The sequence below is a fragment of the Acidicapsa borealis genome, from assembly GCF_059115245.1.
The window spans coordinates 4,033,508-4,050,120 of sequence record NZ_JCACNY010000001.1 but is presented as its reverse complement, the minus strand read 5'-3'; the positions used below and the strand labels follow the sequence as shown (position 1 = coordinate 4,050,120).

14 protein-coding genes are annotated in these 16,613 nt (G+C 58.7%); 9 read left to right on the top strand and 5 right to left on the bottom strand.

All coding sequences use genetic code 11. The features are described 5' to 3' along the window. Window positions 1-21: 21 nt before the first annotated feature. From tig to AC5S27_RS16595, 4 genes are all read right to left on the bottom strand, one after another. Window positions 22-1,455 carry a trigger factor gene (tig, locus tag AC5S27_RS16610; protein WP_493935681.1) on the bottom strand — a complete coding sequence of 478 codons (1,434 nt, stop codon included), beginning with the start codon at window positions 1,453-1,455 and terminating at the stop codon, window positions 22-24. A 275-nt stretch (window positions 1,456-1,730) separates the two neighbouring features. After that, on the bottom strand, window positions 1,731-1,979 hold the full coding sequence (locus AC5S27_RS16605; RefSeq protein WP_493935680.1) for a CPCC family cysteine-rich protein: 249 nt from the start codon (window positions 1,977-1,979) through the stop codon (window positions 1,731-1,733). Between the two features lie 151 nt (window positions 1,980-2,130). Then, window positions 2,131-2,637, bottom strand: coding sequence for a hypothetical protein (locus AC5S27_RS16600; protein ID WP_493935679.1), 507 nt, complete (start codon window positions 2,635-2,637; stop codon window positions 2,131-2,133). A 112-nt stretch (window positions 2,638-2,749) separates the two neighbouring features. After that, a complete protein-coding gene (locus AC5S27_RS16595; RefSeq protein ID WP_493935678.1) occupies window positions 2,750-3,943 on the bottom strand; it encodes an aldose 1-epimerase in 1,194 nt (397 codons plus the stop codon). A 172-nt stretch (window positions 3,944-4,115) separates the two neighbouring features. Here AC5S27_RS16595 and AC5S27_RS16590 point away from each other — a divergent pair, with 172 nt between their 5' ends. The 5 genes from AC5S27_RS16590 (at window position 4,116) to AC5S27_RS16570 (ending at window position 8,345) form a co-directional block, all read left to right on the top strand. After that, a complete protein-coding gene (locus tag AC5S27_RS16590) occupies window positions 4,116-4,814 on the top strand; it encodes a uracil-DNA glycosylase (RefSeq protein ID WP_493935677.1) in 699 nt (232 codons plus the stop codon). A gap of 81 nt (window positions 4,815-4,895) precedes the next feature. Then, the gene (locus tag AC5S27_RS16585; protein WP_493935676.1) at window positions 4,896-6,176 is read left to right on the top strand and encodes a metal-dependent hydrolase family protein; all 1,281 of its coding nucleotides are present in this window, start codon (window positions 4,896-4,898) and stop codon (window positions 6,174-6,176) included. Between the two features lie 100 nt (window positions 6,177-6,276). Further along, window positions 6,277-6,969 carry a hypothetical protein gene (locus AC5S27_RS16580; protein ID WP_493935675.1) on the top strand — a complete coding sequence of 231 codons (693 nt, stop codon included), beginning with the start codon at window positions 6,277-6,279 and terminating at the stop codon, window positions 6,967-6,969. A gap of 2 nt (window positions 6,970-6,971) precedes the next feature. Continuing rightward, complete coding sequence (locus AC5S27_RS16575; RefSeq protein WP_493935674.1) at window positions 6,972-7,172, top strand: hypothetical protein; 201 nt, start codon at window positions 6,972-6,974, stop codon at window positions 7,170-7,172. A 99-nt stretch (window positions 7,173-7,271) separates the two neighbouring features. After that, on the top strand, window positions 7,272-8,345 hold the full coding sequence (locus AC5S27_RS16570) for an isoaspartyl peptidase/L-asparaginase family protein (protein ID WP_493935673.1): 1,074 nt from the start codon (window positions 7,272-7,274) through the stop codon (window positions 8,343-8,345). Window positions 8,346-8,707: 362 nt separating this feature from the next. Here the strand turns inward: AC5S27_RS16570 and AC5S27_RS16565 are convergent, their stop codons facing one another. Then, window positions 8,708-9,094 carry a TonB family protein gene (locus AC5S27_RS16565; RefSeq protein WP_493935672.1) on the bottom strand — a complete coding sequence of 129 codons (387 nt, stop codon included), beginning with the start codon at window positions 9,092-9,094 and terminating at the stop codon, window positions 8,708-8,710. Window positions 9,095-9,506: 412 nt separating this feature from the next. On the opposite strand from AC5S27_RS16565, the gene AC5S27_RS16560 reads away from it, so the two are divergent. From AC5S27_RS16560 to AC5S27_RS16545, 4 genes are all read left to right on the top strand, one after another. After that, window positions 9,507-10,772, top strand: coding sequence for an efflux RND transporter periplasmic adaptor subunit (locus tag AC5S27_RS16560; protein ID WP_493935671.1), 1,266 nt, complete (start codon window positions 9,507-9,509; stop codon window positions 10,770-10,772). Between the two features lie 22 nt (window positions 10,773-10,794). Then, complete coding sequence (locus AC5S27_RS16555; RefSeq protein ID WP_493935670.1) at window positions 10,795-11,505, top strand: ABC transporter ATP-binding protein; 711 nt, start codon at window positions 10,795-10,797, stop codon at window positions 11,503-11,505. Between the two features lie 98 nt (window positions 11,506-11,603). Beyond that, window positions 11,604-14,081: an ABC transporter permease gene (locus AC5S27_RS16550; protein WP_493935669.1), complete on the top strand. Its 2,478-nt coding sequence runs from the start codon at window positions 11,604-11,606 to the stop codon at window positions 14,079-14,081. A 50-nt stretch (window positions 14,082-14,131) separates the two neighbouring features. Continuing rightward, entirely contained in the window at window positions 14,132-16,612 is a 2,481-nt protein-coding gene (locus AC5S27_RS16545) for an ABC transporter permease (RefSeq protein ID WP_493935668.1), read from the top strand. Window position 16,613: the final 1 nt, after the last annotated feature.

The window sequence follows — 16,613 nt, the reverse complement described above, 5'->3', positions numbered from 1 at the left end:
TGAAATGAGTTGGCGGCTGCCTTACGCTGCGGGCAGACGTTGATAGAGCAAGCTGGCTGTTTTCTCGCGCCGTAGTTGTTCCCGGATTCTAGCTAGGCTGCCGTCTTCCGTCAAACGGGCGCGGAGGGTTTCGACCGGCTCACGCTGCTGCAGAGCGGCCATGTAGATCTCGTGATCCACTTCTTCGTCGGTCACGGAAAGCTGTTCCGCGTCGGCAATCTTGTCGAGCAGGAGCGAGGTTTTCACTTCGCTGATGGCCGAATCACGCTGTGCGGCGCGTAGGCGGGTGAAGTCCAGCTTGCGCATCATGTCGGCGTTCATGCCCTGCTGGGCGAGAGCGCGGAGGCCGCGGTCAAGCCGTGCATCGACCTGCTGCTGGACGAGCGATTCGGGAACAGGGAAGGGGAACCGTTCGTTGAGCGCGGCGAAAAGGGCTTCGCGCACTTCCTGCTCGGACTGGCGCTGCTTGCTCGCCTGCAGATGCTCGCGAATGCGGGCTTCAAGGGCGGCGAGGTTTTCGTAGTCGCCCAGCTCGGTTGCGAATTCATCGTTCAGCTCAGGCAGGATACGCTTCTTGATCGCCTTGACTTCGATGGTGTAGGCAACGGTCTTTCCGGCGAGGTTGTTCTCGGTGTATTCCGCCGGGTAGACAGTCTCGACCTGCAGCTCCTGGCCGACCTTGGCGCCGCGCAGCGCTTCGGTGAAGGCTGCTAGGGTTTCCGCGCCGCCGATTTCAACCAGGGCATCCTGGCCTTCGAGCGGAGGAGCGTTCTCTTCCATCTGAACCTGACCGGAGTAGCTGATCTGCGCCCAGTCGCCATCGACCAGCGGACGATCTTCGTCAACCGGCTCAACGGTGGCGCGGGACTCGCGAAGCTGCTTCAACTCCTGCTGGAACTCTTCTTCCGTAGCTTCGACGGTCGGCTTGGGAACGTGAACGTCCGCATAACCTTCGATGGCGAAGGCAGGGACAACCTCAAAAACTGCCGTTCCGTCGAGCGGCTTGCCCTCTTCGAGGGTCAGGCTGGTGAGTTGCGGCTGCGAGACGGGAACGAGTCCGGCGTCCTTGATGGCGGCCTGGAAGCGTTCGGGCAGCAGGGCCTCGACGACGTCCTTCTTGATCTGCTCCTCGAAGCGGCGCTTGACGACGGTCTCCGGCACCTTGCCGGCGCGGAAGCCGGGGATGCGGGCGTGCTTCTTGTATTCCTTCAGAACGCGGGCGAAGGTCTTGTTGACTTCTTCGACAGGCGCTTCAATCTTCACTTCGCGGACGCATTCGGGGTTCAGAACTGGGCCGGGAGCATGATTGTGGCCGCTGTGGTCGTGACCTTCATGGTCGTGCCCAGAATGATCGTGGCCCTCGTGATCGTGATGATCGTGTTCGCCTTCCACAGTTTGGAGGGAGGTTTCAGCTTCGACTACGGGTGTTGTTTCGATGGTTTCTGAGGTGCTCAAGGGTATGCCTTCCACAAATCGGATGCCGCTACGCGCCCGTCAACCCATGGATTCTGCCGGAGGGAAGGCCGTCTGTCAGGAGAAGGCGATCCGCAGGCGAGGGCTGCGGGCGAAGGACGTTCTCTTTCATGGTATGAGGGTTGGCTAGCCCGGTCAAACCAGCCGCCGAGCCGGGTGAGCTTTAGGGGACGTTTATGACAGAAATGTAGGGAATTTGTTGCCCAGAGAAGGTCTGTCTTCTCGGGTATCGCCGGGGCACACAGCGAGGCTCCGGGCTAACCTTCCTCGGCGGTTGCGGGGCGCACGTAGCGGACGAATCGTGGGTGGGCGGCGCCGAATTGCCGGTAATTCAGCCTGGCTTCATGGAGGCTGAGCTCGCCGTTGACTGTTCCTCGGACTTCAAACGCATCGTCCGAGTCCTGCCCGTCGTCTTCCCACCAGCAAACGGGGCAAAGCTCCATGGAGCCAGGAATGGAGAGTGTTTGTGCTGCGCAGCAGGGGCAGCGAAATTGGGTAACAAGCATTTTCCAATCAGACGGAAATCTAGGCCTCAGGTTTACGTTGTTTTCTCTTTGAGCGCGAATTTGCAAAGGGAAATTGCTCGGTATTCCGTTCAAGCTTCAAAAACGGAAGAGCAGCGACTTGGAGACCTTGTCGGATCTCGAAGGAGTTGGGCTAAAAGCGAAGTACTGGGCCTGTGGAAAAGCGGCCTGTGTCCGGCTTGACGTGGTTTCCGCCGGGTACGCCGAGATAGTCCGCGCTGACACGCCATCTGAGACGGGAAAAGACGGGCAAATCCGCGCCTCCACCGAGGCCGTAAAGGAAAGCGCCGGAGGGGGAGCCTGAGCCGCCTACCGGCTCGACTCGACCAACGAGGGCGTGGGCAAAGAACTTTAGGCGGAATGCGCCTACGGTCACGCGCGGGCCAACGAGGAACGTGTAGGCCTTGGGAGTGGTTGAGGGCAGGTCGTAATCATATCCGCCAACTTCGCCTTCGACACCAACAAAGGGAAGCAATTTGACATGCGCGGCGGCTGCCCAGCCAAGGTGTCCATCGGTGCTGAATCCGGCGAAGACGTCGCCGTGAGGACCAATTGCATTCGCGGGCAGGGAAAACAGGGAGGCAGACAGGAGCAGGAAAACTAGGGTGCGGACGCCATGAAGCCAGCGGCTTGTGAGCATTGCTGTCTCTCCCTGAAGCTTGTGAGGTTGGCTGTCAGGGAGAGCATAGCATGGAGCTATCGAGTGTCTCGCAGCTTCCGGTTGGGCTGCGCGTCCGGAAGCTACGACGAGATTACGGGACGAAGACCTTCAGCCGAACGTGCCAGCTGGTGCTCTTGCCCGGCTCGAGCGTGATCATCTGGGTGTCCATCTTGCCCCACTCCTTGCCGAAGGGGTCGGCGAAGTTGGTCTGGTGCTCGACGGCGATGAAGGACTTCGCCGGGGGCGCGTAGACCTGAATGGTCTTGATGTTGGGGGTCAGGCCGTCGATTTCGACGCCGTACTTGGCTGCCGGATCGATGATGGTGACCTTGACTGGGCTGCCCTTGCCGCCGGCCAGTTTGCTGAAGTTGTCATCGAGGAACTGGTCGCCCAGCGCCCTGCCGCCCGGAGCCTGGAAGTCGTACTTGGTGCCGGCAACGGGCAGGATCTTGCCGGTGGGGAAGACATTGTCGTAGTTGTCAACCTCCGCCATCTCAGCACCGGGTACGTAGAGCTTGACCTGCTTGCGATCGCCGCTGGGCAGGTTGAAGTAGGGGTGCCAGGCGAAGGCTACCGGCTCGGCCTCCGTGCCGACGTTGTGGGCAACGATCGATGCGTCCACGCTGTCAGCGGTGAGGGTGATGGTCACGACAAGGTCGGTCTTCGAGAGCCAGTGGCCGTTGAAGTTGCCGCCGTGGATGACGCCGGTGATGGTGCCGCCTGCGGGGGTCTGCTTGACCTTAAGGTCTTCGACCTTGGCCTTCAGGATGAGGCCGTGCATGGCGTGGCGCTCGGCGGTAGGCTTCGTTCCGATGTTGTTGGCCGGGAGCGTGATCGTCTTGCCACGCCACTCGGTGGTCAGGGTCTTACCGTCGGCGGAGAGCGGTCCGCGGATGCGGTTGGGGTAGGGGAAGAGGAACGCGGCTCCCAGGCGGTAGGCGAGGTCGCCGTTGGGCGTGTCCTTGTCGTTGAGCATGGAGACGGATTCAGCGAGGCTGGGCGAGGCAAGCACGTCGACTTCGCCTTTGCCGGGGAAATTTGCTGTGACCTGCTGCAACATCAGCGCGCGTCCGGGGAAGACGGTGACCGAGGTGAATTCAGGCTTGGTGGCGCCGGGAGTGGCTTTGCGCGTGAGGGTGACGGCCTTTTCGCCGTTGACTTCCGGGCCTGTGCCTTGTGCGTAGCTCATCGTGGTGAATGCTCCTCCAGTGAGCGTCAGTGCGACAGCGAATCCTGCGGCTAGTCCGCGAAATGGCCCTGTTGACGGGCGTTTGGTGAGCTTCATCTGTGTGTCCTCGTCTTCCGATTGCTTGGTAAGGTGCGGAATCCAGCCGCTTCGGGCAGAGCCGTTTGCCAGGCAGGAAAGGTTTTCTCAAAACGCTGCAATTCTACGACAAATGGTCACCCTTCGGCGCTTGTTCTTTGCGCACCTATGCCAGGATCGTAAGATTAGGCTCATGCCGGATGTTTCTCCCGCTCCAAATCTTGACATGCTCAACGCGCGGATCGTTGCCTGCGAGGCCTGCCCGCGTCTGCGGGAATACTGCGCCGAGATTGCCCGCGTTCGCCGGAAGCAGTGGCGGGACTGGAGCTACTGGGGGCGGCCGGTGCCTTCGTTCGGCGATCCGAAGGCGCGGGTGCTGTTGTTTGGCCTGGCACCCGGTGCGCACGGATCGAACCGGACGGGCAGGCCATTTACCGGCGACGGGTCGGGCAACTTCATGTTTCCAATCCTGTACGAGGCGGGCTTCGCTTCGCAGCCAAACTCGGAAAGCCGCGACGACGGTATGAAGATGCGTGATATGTGGATCAGCGCGTCGGTCCGCTGCGCTCCGCCGGGCAACAAGCCTCTGCCGGAAGAGCAGCGCAACTGCGCCCACTGGCTGGATGAGGAAGTTGCGCTCCTGCCGAAGCTCAAAGTGGTGGTGTGCCTGGGCAAGATCGGCTTCGATGCTTTCGTGGCATACCTGCTGCGGACCGGAGTTTTGCAGACGCGCAAAGGCATTGAGTTCCGGCACGGAGCCGAGTATGTACTGCCGAACGGGATCGTGCTGATAGCGACCTACCATCCGTCGCTACAGAACACGAATACCGGGGTGCTAACCGAGGCGATGTTTCTGAAGATCTTTCAGCGGGCGCGGGAGTGGATCAGCTAGATTACCGCGTCGGGAAAAAGAGGTGCCCTCGCAGCCATAAGCCCCGCCGTTACGCCAAAGGGCCATGCTAGTATCGGGTCCATGATTCGCCCGATCCTTTCCCTTCTTATGATTCTCATTCCTGCCAGACTTGCGGCTCAGGTGACTTCCGCAGCCCCGGAAACGGCAATTGTCCTGCATGCTGCGCATCTGCTCGATGTTGCGGCTGGCAAGCTGATCAGTCCTGGCGAGGTTTTGGTTCGCGGAAACAGGATTGTCGAGGCTGGGGCTTCGGTTACGCATCCGGCAGGGGTGCAGGTGATTGACCTCGGGGCGAGCACGCTGATGCCGGGGCTGATCGATGCGCATGTCCATCTGTTTCTGCATCCGGGGGCGGAGGATTCGCAGGCCATTGTGGAGTCCGTGCCGGAGCGGACGATCTATGCGGAGTTGGCGGCGAAGGATGATCTGATGGCCGGGTATACGGCTGAGCGCGACATGGGCACCGAGGGCGCCGGGTCTGCGGATTCTGCGGTGCGGAATGCGATCGATCATGGGCTGATTCCGGGGCCGCGGATGCGGGTGAGCGGCAATGCGATCAGCATCCTGGGCGGGCATGAGGACGCGATCCACTACAACCCGGCAGCGCGTGTGCCTTCGAATGCCGATTATGCGAACAACGCGGCGGAGCTGGTGGAGACGATCCGGCGGCAGTTGAAGGAGGGCGCGGACTTCATCAAGATCTACCAGACTGGCAAGGACACGATGAAGGATGGCAAGCTGTCCACGCCCTACCAATATACCCAGGCAGAGCTGGAAGCAGCGGTGACGGAGACGGCGCGAGTCGGTACGCGGGTGGGGGTTCACTGCACGGGCGAGCCGGGAGCTCTGTTTGCAGCGAAGGCTGGTGTGGCTTCGATCGACCATGCGGATTATCTGAGCGATGAAACGATGCGCCTCATGAAAGAAAAGCAGATTTATGCGGTGCCGACCTTCACTATTACGGAGTACTTCGGCAAACATGCGGATCCTTCGGTGGGCGACTGGGGCGATGAGTCACAGAAGTTCCATGCTGCGCAGTTCAAACGTCAGCTGGCGGCAGGCGTGCCGATGGCGGTGGGCTCGGATGTGGGGCCGTTTCCGCATGGGACGCAGGCGCGCGAGATGGAGCTGATGGTGCAGTTCGGGATGTCTCCCGCAGAGGTGCTGAAGGCGGACCTGATTCACGGCGCGCGGTTGCTGGACTGGGAAGGGCAGATCGGGCAGTTGAAGGCTGGCTTTCTGGCGGATGTGATTGCTGTGCCGGGTGATCCGTTGGCGGATATTTCGGTATTGAAGAAGGTGAAGTTTGTTATGAAAGACGGGGTTGTGTTTAAGGAGTGATTCTTAGCATGAGTGGGTAATACGCGGTTCCCCCGGTACTGGCCGGTGTGGTTGAATAGGGAGACACGGACGATCTGGTGTCGGATGAAGGAGCGATTTTTTGAAACATTATCTGGTAGCTTTGATCCTGATTTTATGTCCTCTTACCTCTTTTGGTCAGGTCGATTGTTCTCTCTACAACGAGAGCAAGGAAGCTACAAAAGCTCTTCCAGAAGAATCCCTCATGAAAGGGTGTAAGTCTTTTAATGAACTCGTAGCTGCTAGAGGAATCGAAATCTTAGATGCACCAATTGTTAAGTCATATGGTTGCTTTGCTGTTGACCTTCCTCATGAGTCCGAAGATCTGTTCATCTTTGTACAGATAGGAGAGGATATTGACAACGACGATAAAACAAAAGCTAACGGTTTTGGTTCTTTAAAAACCTTCCATAAAGGGTTGAAAATCAACGAGGGTTTCGCTGAATTTAATTGGAGACAATACCCTAAAGATCACTCAGCTTTATGGACTCCCGGCATCTGGTTGGGTGACGGAAAGGCTCAAACGGTGTCGCTTGGTTCTGATGGGACAATGACTCCTGATCCAAATTCCGATGACATCATGCGTAAGGGCCATTTGCCACAACTGGAAGTAAGTGTTGATAACGACACCGTTCGATTTACCCTCGCTTTGAACAACGAGAAAAACACATTGGAAATGCTCTCCTTCAACAGATTTACAGGTAAAGCAATTACTAGCATTAACTCGGGCGCTTGGCGCTGCATTCAGGCCGTTGTTCCATCCTCAAAGAGGTGATAATGACAAAAGATGAAAAAGAAGTAATTCAAGACGTAATCAATGGGCTGGAGAACCTATCTCTTACGGTGGACTCTCTCGAATCGGTCTTAATCCGTAAAGGGATATTGATAAGTGGTGAACTCGATCTGGAAAAGCCCGTGCACTTTCAAAATGTTTCGGCGGACCTTCTGGCGCTGAGGAGGGCGATAGAAAGACTTTAGGTTTAGACGCGGCCTTGAAAATCCATCCGTATAAAATTTTGTAATGTCTGCGATGTCAAGGCTACTTTTAGGTGCCGATTGTATGAGGGAGGATTTTCGATGCGATTGTTTCTAGTATTGGCCACAGGTTTTATTTCAGTGGCTAACAGCTTAACTGCAGCGCAGACGGTTTCTTCTGAACGAACAACCCATAAGTGGGCGGTGGTTTTGCATGGTGGGGCTGGGGTGATTGAGCGGTCTTCGATGACTGCGGAGGCGGAGAAGCAGTATCGGGCGGGGATTCGCGAGGCTCTGGATGCTGCTGCGAAGGTGCTTGATTCTGGCGGGTCTTCGCTCGATGCGGTGCAGGCGGCGATTCAGTTGCTTGAGGACAATCCGATGTTCAATGCCGGGCGTGGGGCGGTCTTTGCTGCGGACGGGACCAACCAGCTCGATGCGGCGATTATGGATGGGAAGACGCTTTCGGCTGGAGCGGTGGCGGATGTTCAGAAGACGCGGCATCCGATTGCGCTGGCGCGGGCGGTGATGGAGAAGTCTCCGCATGTGTTTCTGATTGGCGCGGGTGCGGATGCCTTTGCGGCGAGCCAGGGGCTGGAGCAGGTGCCGCCGAGTTTCTTCTTTACGGAGCGGCGCTGGCAGCAGCTTGTGGATCAGTTAAAGAAGGATGGGAAGCCGGTGCCCGCGAGGCCTGCTGGGGTTCCTGAGCCGCCGGTGAAGCCGATGGCGTTCCTGGAAACGCCGCAGAATCATAAGTTTGGGACGGTCGGTGTGGTGGCGCTGGACAAGGCAGGGAACCTGGCTGCCGGGACTTCGACCGGTGGGACTACGGCCAAGCGCTGGAACCGGGTGGGGGATACGCCGGTGATTGGGGCTGGGACTTACGCTTCGAACCAGTCCTGCGCGGTCTCGGGGACGGGGGTTGGCGAGTACTTTATCCGTCTTACTGTGGCGCGGACGATCTGCGTGCTGGTGCAATACAAGGGGTTATCGCTCCAGGCGGCTGCGGATGAGGTGGTGCAGAGGCAACTGGTGGCGCTGCATGGCGATGGCGGGGTGATTGCGCTGACTCCGGATGGGCAGATGGCGTGGAGCTTCAATACGCCGGGGATGTTTCGGGCGAAGCTCAGCGAGGGTGGGACGGCGCAGATTGGGATCTATCGGGATGAGCCGTGAAGGGCAGGGAACAGGGAATAGCGGGCAGAGAACAGTGGACAGTTGGTTCTGTGTGTGACGCAGGTCGCGCTCCTGGGCTGGAGCAACTTTTGACGATGCGCAATCCCTGTCCTGCAATGCGCAATCGATGTGGTACGTTGCGCAATACTCGTGACGACGATGCGCAATCGCTGATGGACGGTTCGCATTCCAACTGCTGAAATTGGGCACTACCGGCCGTGGGTTGGCGAACGCGCCTGATGTGAGCGGGCAAAAAGAAATCCTCCCTTGCGGGAGGATTTCTTTTGGGCGGGAACTCAACGATTCGAACGGGATGCGCCCTGGGGAGGGTAGCTCTGCGACTGACGCTTAGCGCTGGACGTTTAGCGCTGGACGACGATGGTGAGGTTCATTTCCATCGGGACTGCGGTGTTGTCGAGCGAGGCGGGGCGGAAGCGGGATTTGAGGACGCCTTCGACAGCGGCGGCATCGACCGTGGGGTTGACGGACTTGACGACGCGAACGGCCTGGGCGTTGCCCTTTTCATCGACCTGGAAGCTGAGGACGACTTTGGCCTGGGACGGGCCGTAGAGTCCGAGCGAGCCGGAGGGGATGCGGAGGTTTTCGTTGCTGATGATTTCGGGAGCGACGACGCCGGTGCTGATGCGGACGTTCTTAGGAGTTGCGGCGTCTGACTTTGGGATGCTGGCGACTGCCGATGCGGTGAGCACCGGGGAAAGCAGAAGGGCGGCAATAAGGGTAGGACGCATGATTGTTCTCCTTAAGTTTAAAAGTACCCATCACCATTATGATCTGACTTATATACGATTGTCAATTTTATAAATATCTCTCTTATTTATGAATGAGTTAAAGATGGTTTTGGATTGTTTTTGCTCAAACCCGTGTCTCGTGATGCAGGATGCTTTTCGACTGTTGGGAGCAGAGGCCCGCGGCAGATTCCAGGCGGGAATGACAAGAAGGAGAGGAAGAACAACGACCAGTCCAAGGAAACCAGTCCAAGGACCAGGTGAAACGGCAAGAGGGGTGTGGGGCTTGCGGGGTTTGTTGTCCGGAAATGGACAGTTGAATCCGGTGGCGGACAAGTGCTGGGTTTGTGGGGCTTGTAAGTGACTGAAAGCAGGTGACCTGTATTGGCCACTGAAGTGCAAATAGAATGGCGCGATGGATATCTCACGGCCTGACATCAAGAAGAAGAAGCAGCGGAAACAATGGATCTGGATCGCGGTCGCGGTTGTTGTCGTGGCCGCGCTGGCGTGGTTTGTGACGCGGTTGAAACCGGCGTCGCCGACTGTGGACAAGGCAACGATCTGGACTGACACGGTCAAGCGGGGTCCGCTGATCCTGCAGGTGCGCGGGCCGGGCACACTGGTGCCGCGCGAAGAGGGCATTGAGCTCATCCCGGCGCAGACAGACGCGACGGTGGTGAAGATTCGTGTGCTGCCAGGCGCGAAGGTGACGCCGGACACGATTCTGCTGGATCTGGCGGATCCGCTTCTACAGCAGAAGCTGCTGGACGCGCAGTTGCAGCTGAAGGCGGCTCGGGCGGATTACAAGACGATGCAGGCGACCTTGCAGAGCACGCTGATGGACAAGAAGGCGGCTTCGGCGGCGATCAATTCGGATTACACGCAGGATCAGCTGCAGGCGCAGATTGATAAGCAGCTGTTTGAGCTGGGCGTGAAGTCGGGGATTGAGTACAACGCGAGCAAGAACAAGGCCGATCAACTCACGACGCAGCACCAGATCAGTCTGCAGCAGATTGACATGAACACCAAGGCGATTGAGGTACAGCTGGCTTCTTCGCAGGCGAAGATCGATCAGGCGCAGGCGCTGCTGGACCTCTACCAGAAGCAGGAAGCTGCGTTACAGGTTCGCGCTGGAATTGCGGGGACGCTGGTAGCGCTGCCGGTGCCATTGCAGGTGGGCCAGCATGTGGCTGTGGGTACTTCGGTGGCGCAGGTGGAGCAGACGGACAAGCTGAAGGCGAGCCTGAAAATTGCCGAGACGCAGGCGCGCGACATCCTGATTGGCCAACCGGCTGAGATCGATACGCATAACGGCGTGATTCCGGGCAAAGTCAGCAGAATCGATCCGGGTGTATTGAACGGAACGGTCACGGTTGACGTAGAGCTTACAGGCGAGTTGCCGCAGGGTGCTCGTCCTGACCTGAGCGTGGATGGCGTGATCGACCTCGATCATATCCAGGACACGTTGCAGGTTGGGCGTCCGGCCTTTGGCAATATCAACAGCACGCTCAGCCTGTTCAAGGTGAGCCCGGATGGAAAGACAGCGACACGGGTTGCGGTGAAGATGGGCCGCGCTTCGGTCAACAGTATGCAGATTCTTGAAGGATTGCAGGTTGGCGACACCGTCATCCTGTCTGACATGAGCAAGCAGGACGGCGTAGACAAGATTCGACTGGAATAGTCACGAGAGAGAGGACGGGAAGATGAGCCAAAACATCATTGAAATTGAGCAGATGACGAAGGTCTTCTATACGGACGAGATTGAGACGCACGCATTGTCCGGAGTGCATTTGACGATTGGCCGCGGCGAGTATGTCGCGATGAGCGGCCCTTCGGGTTGCGGTAAGTCAACGCTGCTGTCGATCATTGGATTGCTCGACACGCCGACGGGCGGCCGCTACACGTTGAATGGCAAGGAAGTGGCGAATTTGAACTTCGCTGACCGCTCGCGCATCCGCAACCAGGAGATTGGGTTCATCTTTCAGAGCTTCAACCTGATTGGCGATCTGACTGTTGCTGAGAATGTGGAGCTGCCGTTGACGTATCGCACGGGCATGCCTTCGGCGGAGCGCAAGAAGAAGGTGCAGGAGTCGCTGGAGCGCGTGAACATGGCGCATCGTATGCGGCACTATCCGGCGCAGCTCTCGGGCGGTCAACAGCAGCGTGTGGCTGTGGCGCGCGCATTGGCTGGTTCGCCTTCGATCCTGCTGGCTGACGAACCGACGGGTAACCTCGATTCGAAAAACGGCGAAGCGGTGATGAAGCTGTTGCAGGAGCTGCATCAAGAGGGTGCGACTATCTGCATGGTGACGCACGATCCGCGTTTTGCGGCTCATGCGGAGCGCCAGGTGCACTTGTTCGACGGCAAGGTTGTGGCCGAGGGCGAGCTGAACCAATTACTGGCTGAGGTCTAGGCCTAGATTCGCAGTTGGTAAGACAGAACGTGGGTCCGGTGGGCGGATTTGCCGTACGCGCCGGGCTCGCCTGTTCTTTTTTCTCATGAGGATTTGCCATGTTTGCTTCCGTGACTTACGACATTCGGTACGCGTTGCGCCAGTTGCGTAAGTCGCCGGGCTTTGCGCTTACCGCGATCCTCACACTGGCGTTCGGCATTGCGGCGACGACGGCGATCTTCTCGATCGTGGAGGGCGTGCTGTTGCGGCCGCTGCCATTTCCAGGGCAGCAGTCGCTGTACATTCTGGGCGATGAGCTGAAGGGCGTGGATCTGCCGAGCCCTTCGGTGGCAGCGAGCGAGATACCCAAGTACGAGCGCGATGCGCAGGGATTTTCGAATCTTGGCGGCTACATCTCGACATACTACGAGTTCACGGATGGGAATGCCCCGGCGCAGATTAACGCGTCGAGGCTCACTGCCGGAGTGTTTCCTACGCTGGGGGTTGCGCCGCTGATTGGCCGCGCCTTTACGGCGCAGGAGGACGAGAGCAAGCAGCGCGTAACGGTGCTGAGCTATGACATGTGGCGCAGCCGCTTTCATGGCGACGAGCAGGTGCTGGGCAAGAAGATTCTGCTGGACCGGGTGAGTTACGAGATTATTGGCGTGATGCCGCGGGAGTTTGAGTTTCCGCTGGTGCCGGGACAGTTGAATCGTAGCGAGCTTTGGGTGCCGATGAGCATTTCGCCAGAAGAACTGGCGAATCAGGGCAGCTGGAACTATCACATGGTGGGGCGGCTGAAGCCGGGCGTGAGTGCTACGCAGGCGCAACAGCAGGCGGCACGCGTGTCGCAGGAGATCATGCGCGGCTTTCCGCCGGCGATGAGCAGCTTGAAGATTACGCCAACGCTTCAGCGGCTGGATGAGAACACGGTGTCGCAGGCCAAGCCGCTGGTACGGACACTGTTTCTCGCTGTGGTCGTTGTGTTGTTTATTGCTTGCGCGAACCTTGCGGGGTTGCTGCTGGTGCGCGTGATTCGTAGGCGGCGCGAGATTGCGGTGCGCTTGGCGCTTGGTGCGAGCGCATCGACGATTCTGCGGCAGAATCTGATTGAGACACTGACGCTGAGTGCCGCGGGTGGTTTGCTCGGGCTTGGGTTTGCTTCGGTGGCGTTGCGGATCGGTGTGAGCTTTTTGCCGGAGACGCTGCCGCGTGTGAGTTCGATTGGGCTTGATTGGGAAGTGGTTGCGTTTGCGCTGGGACTGGCTGTGTTGACGGGTGTGCTCTGCGGGTTGATTCCTGCGTTTGCCGCCTCGCGTACCGGTATCAACGAAGGGTTGAAAGAAGGCGGGCGGACGGGAAGTTCTGGCAGCGGACATGCGCGTTTGCGGTCGGGCCTGGTGATTGCTGAAGTGGCCGTGGCGCTGGTACTGCTGGTGGCTTCTGGCCTGTTGCTGAGAAGCTTTGAGAAGCTGCGCGCGGTGGACCTCGGATTCAAGCCAGATCATACGCTCACGGCGGCCTACAGTTTGCCACGCAGAGAGTATTCGACGCAGGCTGCTGTGGACTCATTCAATCGCCAGCTGATCAGTAAGTTGCAGCAGATTCCGGGCGCCAATGTTGTTGGCATCACGTCGCAGTTGCCAGCCGCCAATCAGGTCAGCAATACGACTTTCATTGCGGAAGGTTATGTTGCACCGAAGGGCGCTGCAATGAACTCGGCGTGGATTTCGCAGGTGATGGGCGACTACTTCCATGCTGCCGGAATTCGCCTGCTGCGCGGTCGTGCTTTCACGGATGCAGATCGCGCTGGATCGCCCTTGGTTGTGATTGTGAATCACACGATGGCCGAGCATTACTGGCCAGGTCAGGATCCGGTTGGACGGCGTATTCATTGGGGATTGCAGGACACACCGATGCCATGGCTGACTGTTGTGGGTGAGATTGCGGACCTCAAGCAGAGCTCTGCGGAACAGGCAACTCTTGAGCAGGTGTATCAGCCTGCCACTCAGGCTTCTGCTACCTATGGCAGCTTTGCGGGTGACATGTTGAATGCCACGAACGGTTCCATTGTGCTGCATACCAGCCTTGCGCCGGAGCAGATGACAGAAGCTCTGCTGTCCGCGGTCCGGTCTCTCGATCCGCGTCTGCCGTTGACGCAGGTGGAATCGATGGAGCGCGTGGTGGGCGAGGGTGAGGCTCCGCGGCGGTTCAACACGGCGCTGATCTCAGCTTTCGCTGGGGCGGCGGTGTTGCTGGCGCTGCTGGGAATCTATAGCGTGATTGCGTTCTCTGCCGCGTTGCGTACGCAGGAGATGGCCATCCGGCTGGCGCTTGGTTCGCAGCGCTCGGGAGTGCTGGGCATCATTGTTGCTTCGGGCGCGAAGCTCGGACTTGCAGGATGCGGCATCGGCGCTGTTGTTGCGTTTTTTGCGACGAAGTTATTGCGGTCTTTCCTGTTCCAGGTAGACCCGCTCGATCCTGTGGTGATGATTGTTGCGGTGGCCTCGATCTTTCTGCTTGCCGTGGCTGCGTCCCTGATTCCGGCGCGTCGGGCTGCGATGGTGGAACCAGTGCAGGCTTTGCGCGGGGAGTAGTTTTTCGCAATACGACGTGGATGGAAGCAGGAACTTTTGTACCGGAGCTGATGATGAACAGCCTGAGCAATCTCATCCAGGACATTCGCTACGCGGCACGGCAACTGCGTAAGTCGCCGGGCTTTGCCGTCACAGCTGTGACGGTACTGGCGCTGGGTTTAGGTGCGAATATCGCTGTGTTTACGCTGATTGAGGGCATTCTGCTGAGGCCGTTGCCGTATGGGCATCCAGAGCGAATTGTTGCGGTCGATGGTCCTGTTAAAGATGGCTTTCGCATGTCGCTCAACTACGCGAACATGAAGCAGCTCAACGATGCGCTGGGCTCGACCGTTGCGATGGGCATGTCTCTGGATCAGTCGACGGCGAGTGTGGTGGGGCCGGGCGGGCGTGTCCAGGTGGGGAAGGAAGATATTACCTCGGGAATGTTCGATGTGCTTGGGGTACAGCCAATGCTCGGCCGTGGTTTCCGGGCGGACGAGAATGAGCCGGGGCGCGGAAATGTGGTGGTGCTGTCGGAAGAGGTCTGGCGTCAGCTTTATGCAGGCGACCGAAATGCGATTGGCAAGGTGCTGACGATCAAAGGCAAGCCTTACACGATTGTGGGCGTGATGCCGAAGGGTTTCTGGTTTCCCTTTGACGACAGGATGCAGATCTGGTCCCCGGCTTCTCTCGATGCGGTGCAAAGGACGTCGCTGGGTGGCGATCACCAGGGCTGGGGCAATGTGTATGCGCGTATGCCCGAGGGCATGAGCGTGGCGCAACTGACGGCCAGCATCAATCGAACGCAGGCTGTGATTGCGAAGGAGTTGCCGGAAGGCGGTCCTCCGGCGACGGTGGAAGTGTCGGGATATCAGAAACAGTTGACGGACGATGCTCGCAAGCCGCTGGGTCTTTTGTACGCGGTGGTGGCGGGCATCTGGGCTCTGGCTTGTTTGAATGTCACGAGCCTGATGCTGGCGCGGGCCGTCTCCCGAACTCGCGAGCAGGCAGTACGTGCTGCGCTGGGCGCCAGCCGTTCACGACTGCTGCAGCAGGCGGTGGTTGAAAGCCTGCTATTGAGCGCGATAGGCAGCCTCGTTGGACTGCTGGCTGGTCAGATAACGATCAAGCTGCTGTGGAGACAGATACAGCGCAGCTTGCCGCTGACGAGCGCGGTGCATGTGGAATGGCGCGTGATCGCCGCGCTGGTCGTGCTGACCGTGGTCACGGCTCTGCTGGTTGGGCTTTTTCCGGCGCTGCGGGCTTCACGCCGCGATGTGCAGGACGGACTGCATGGAGTGAACACGACCTCATCCGCCAGCCACAACCGTACGCGCGAGATCCTCGTAGTCACCCAGCTGGCTTTGACGCTTGTCTTCCTCGTAGGCGCGGGACTGTTCCTTCGCACGATTCAGGCATTACGGAGCGTACCTCTTGGATTCGCCGAGCAGAACGTGCTGACGGGCGGAGTGATCCTCAACCCCACGCGCGATGCGGAAGAAGTGAAGGCGCTGGCGGTGCAGCCGAACATAGTTCAGACTGCTTACCTGCCGCTGCTGGAAAAGCTGAGAGCGATTCCGGGCGTGAGGACTGCTGCGTTGAGTTCGGTGCTGCCGATGCGATCGGAGTTCATGGTGACGTTTGGATTTGATCTCGATCACAAGAAAGCTCCTAAAGGTGAGAATCAGCAGGCGCAGGGCAGGCTCTCTTCCGCGGGGCTGGTCGAAGCGATGGGGATCCCGATGGTGCGCGGGCGGTTCTTTACAGAGGACGATTCTGCAACCGCGCCCGTGGTTGTGGTTGTCAACCAGGCTTTTGTGAACAAGTATCTTCCCGGACAGGATGCTCTCGGTCACGTTGTGGGGATGGGCAAAGGGCGCTTTGAATCGGCGCGCATCGTGGGAGTGATCGGCAATGTGAAGCAGATGAGCGTGACGAAGGACACTGAGCCGGAGATGTATTTCTGCCTGGCGCAGATGGCGCCTGGCGCTCCGCTTTACAACATTGCTACGGCGTTTGTTGAAGTCGCAATTCGTGGAAACGTGCCTGCGGACGCGCTGCGAGCGCAGTTTGACAAGGCGCTGCATGAGGTGGCTCCGGATGCGACGACTACGGATGTGAAGACGATTCATGAAGCGGTCGAGGACTCGTTCGGCAGCCAGACTTTGATTTCGTATCTACTGGAAGGATTTGCTGGACTGGCGCTGTTGATTGCGTCGGTCGGCTTGTATGGATTGCTCTCCTTTGCTGTTGCTCAACGGACTCGCGAAATCGGATTGCGCATTGCGCTGGGTGCGCAGAAAACGAATATTCTCGGGCTCGTACTCCGGCGCGCGCTGTCATTAGTTTGCGCTGGGCTTGTATGCGGCACGGTGGCTGCGTGGTTTGCTGTATCGATGGCGCGCAGCTACATCTACGGAGTGAAAGCGCATGACGCGTTGACCTTCATTACGGTGGCATTGGTATTGGCTGCAGCTGCATTCGCAGCGGCATGGATACCAGCGCGTCATGCGGCTTCGATTGAACCGATGCAGGCGCTTCGCGCGGAGTAGA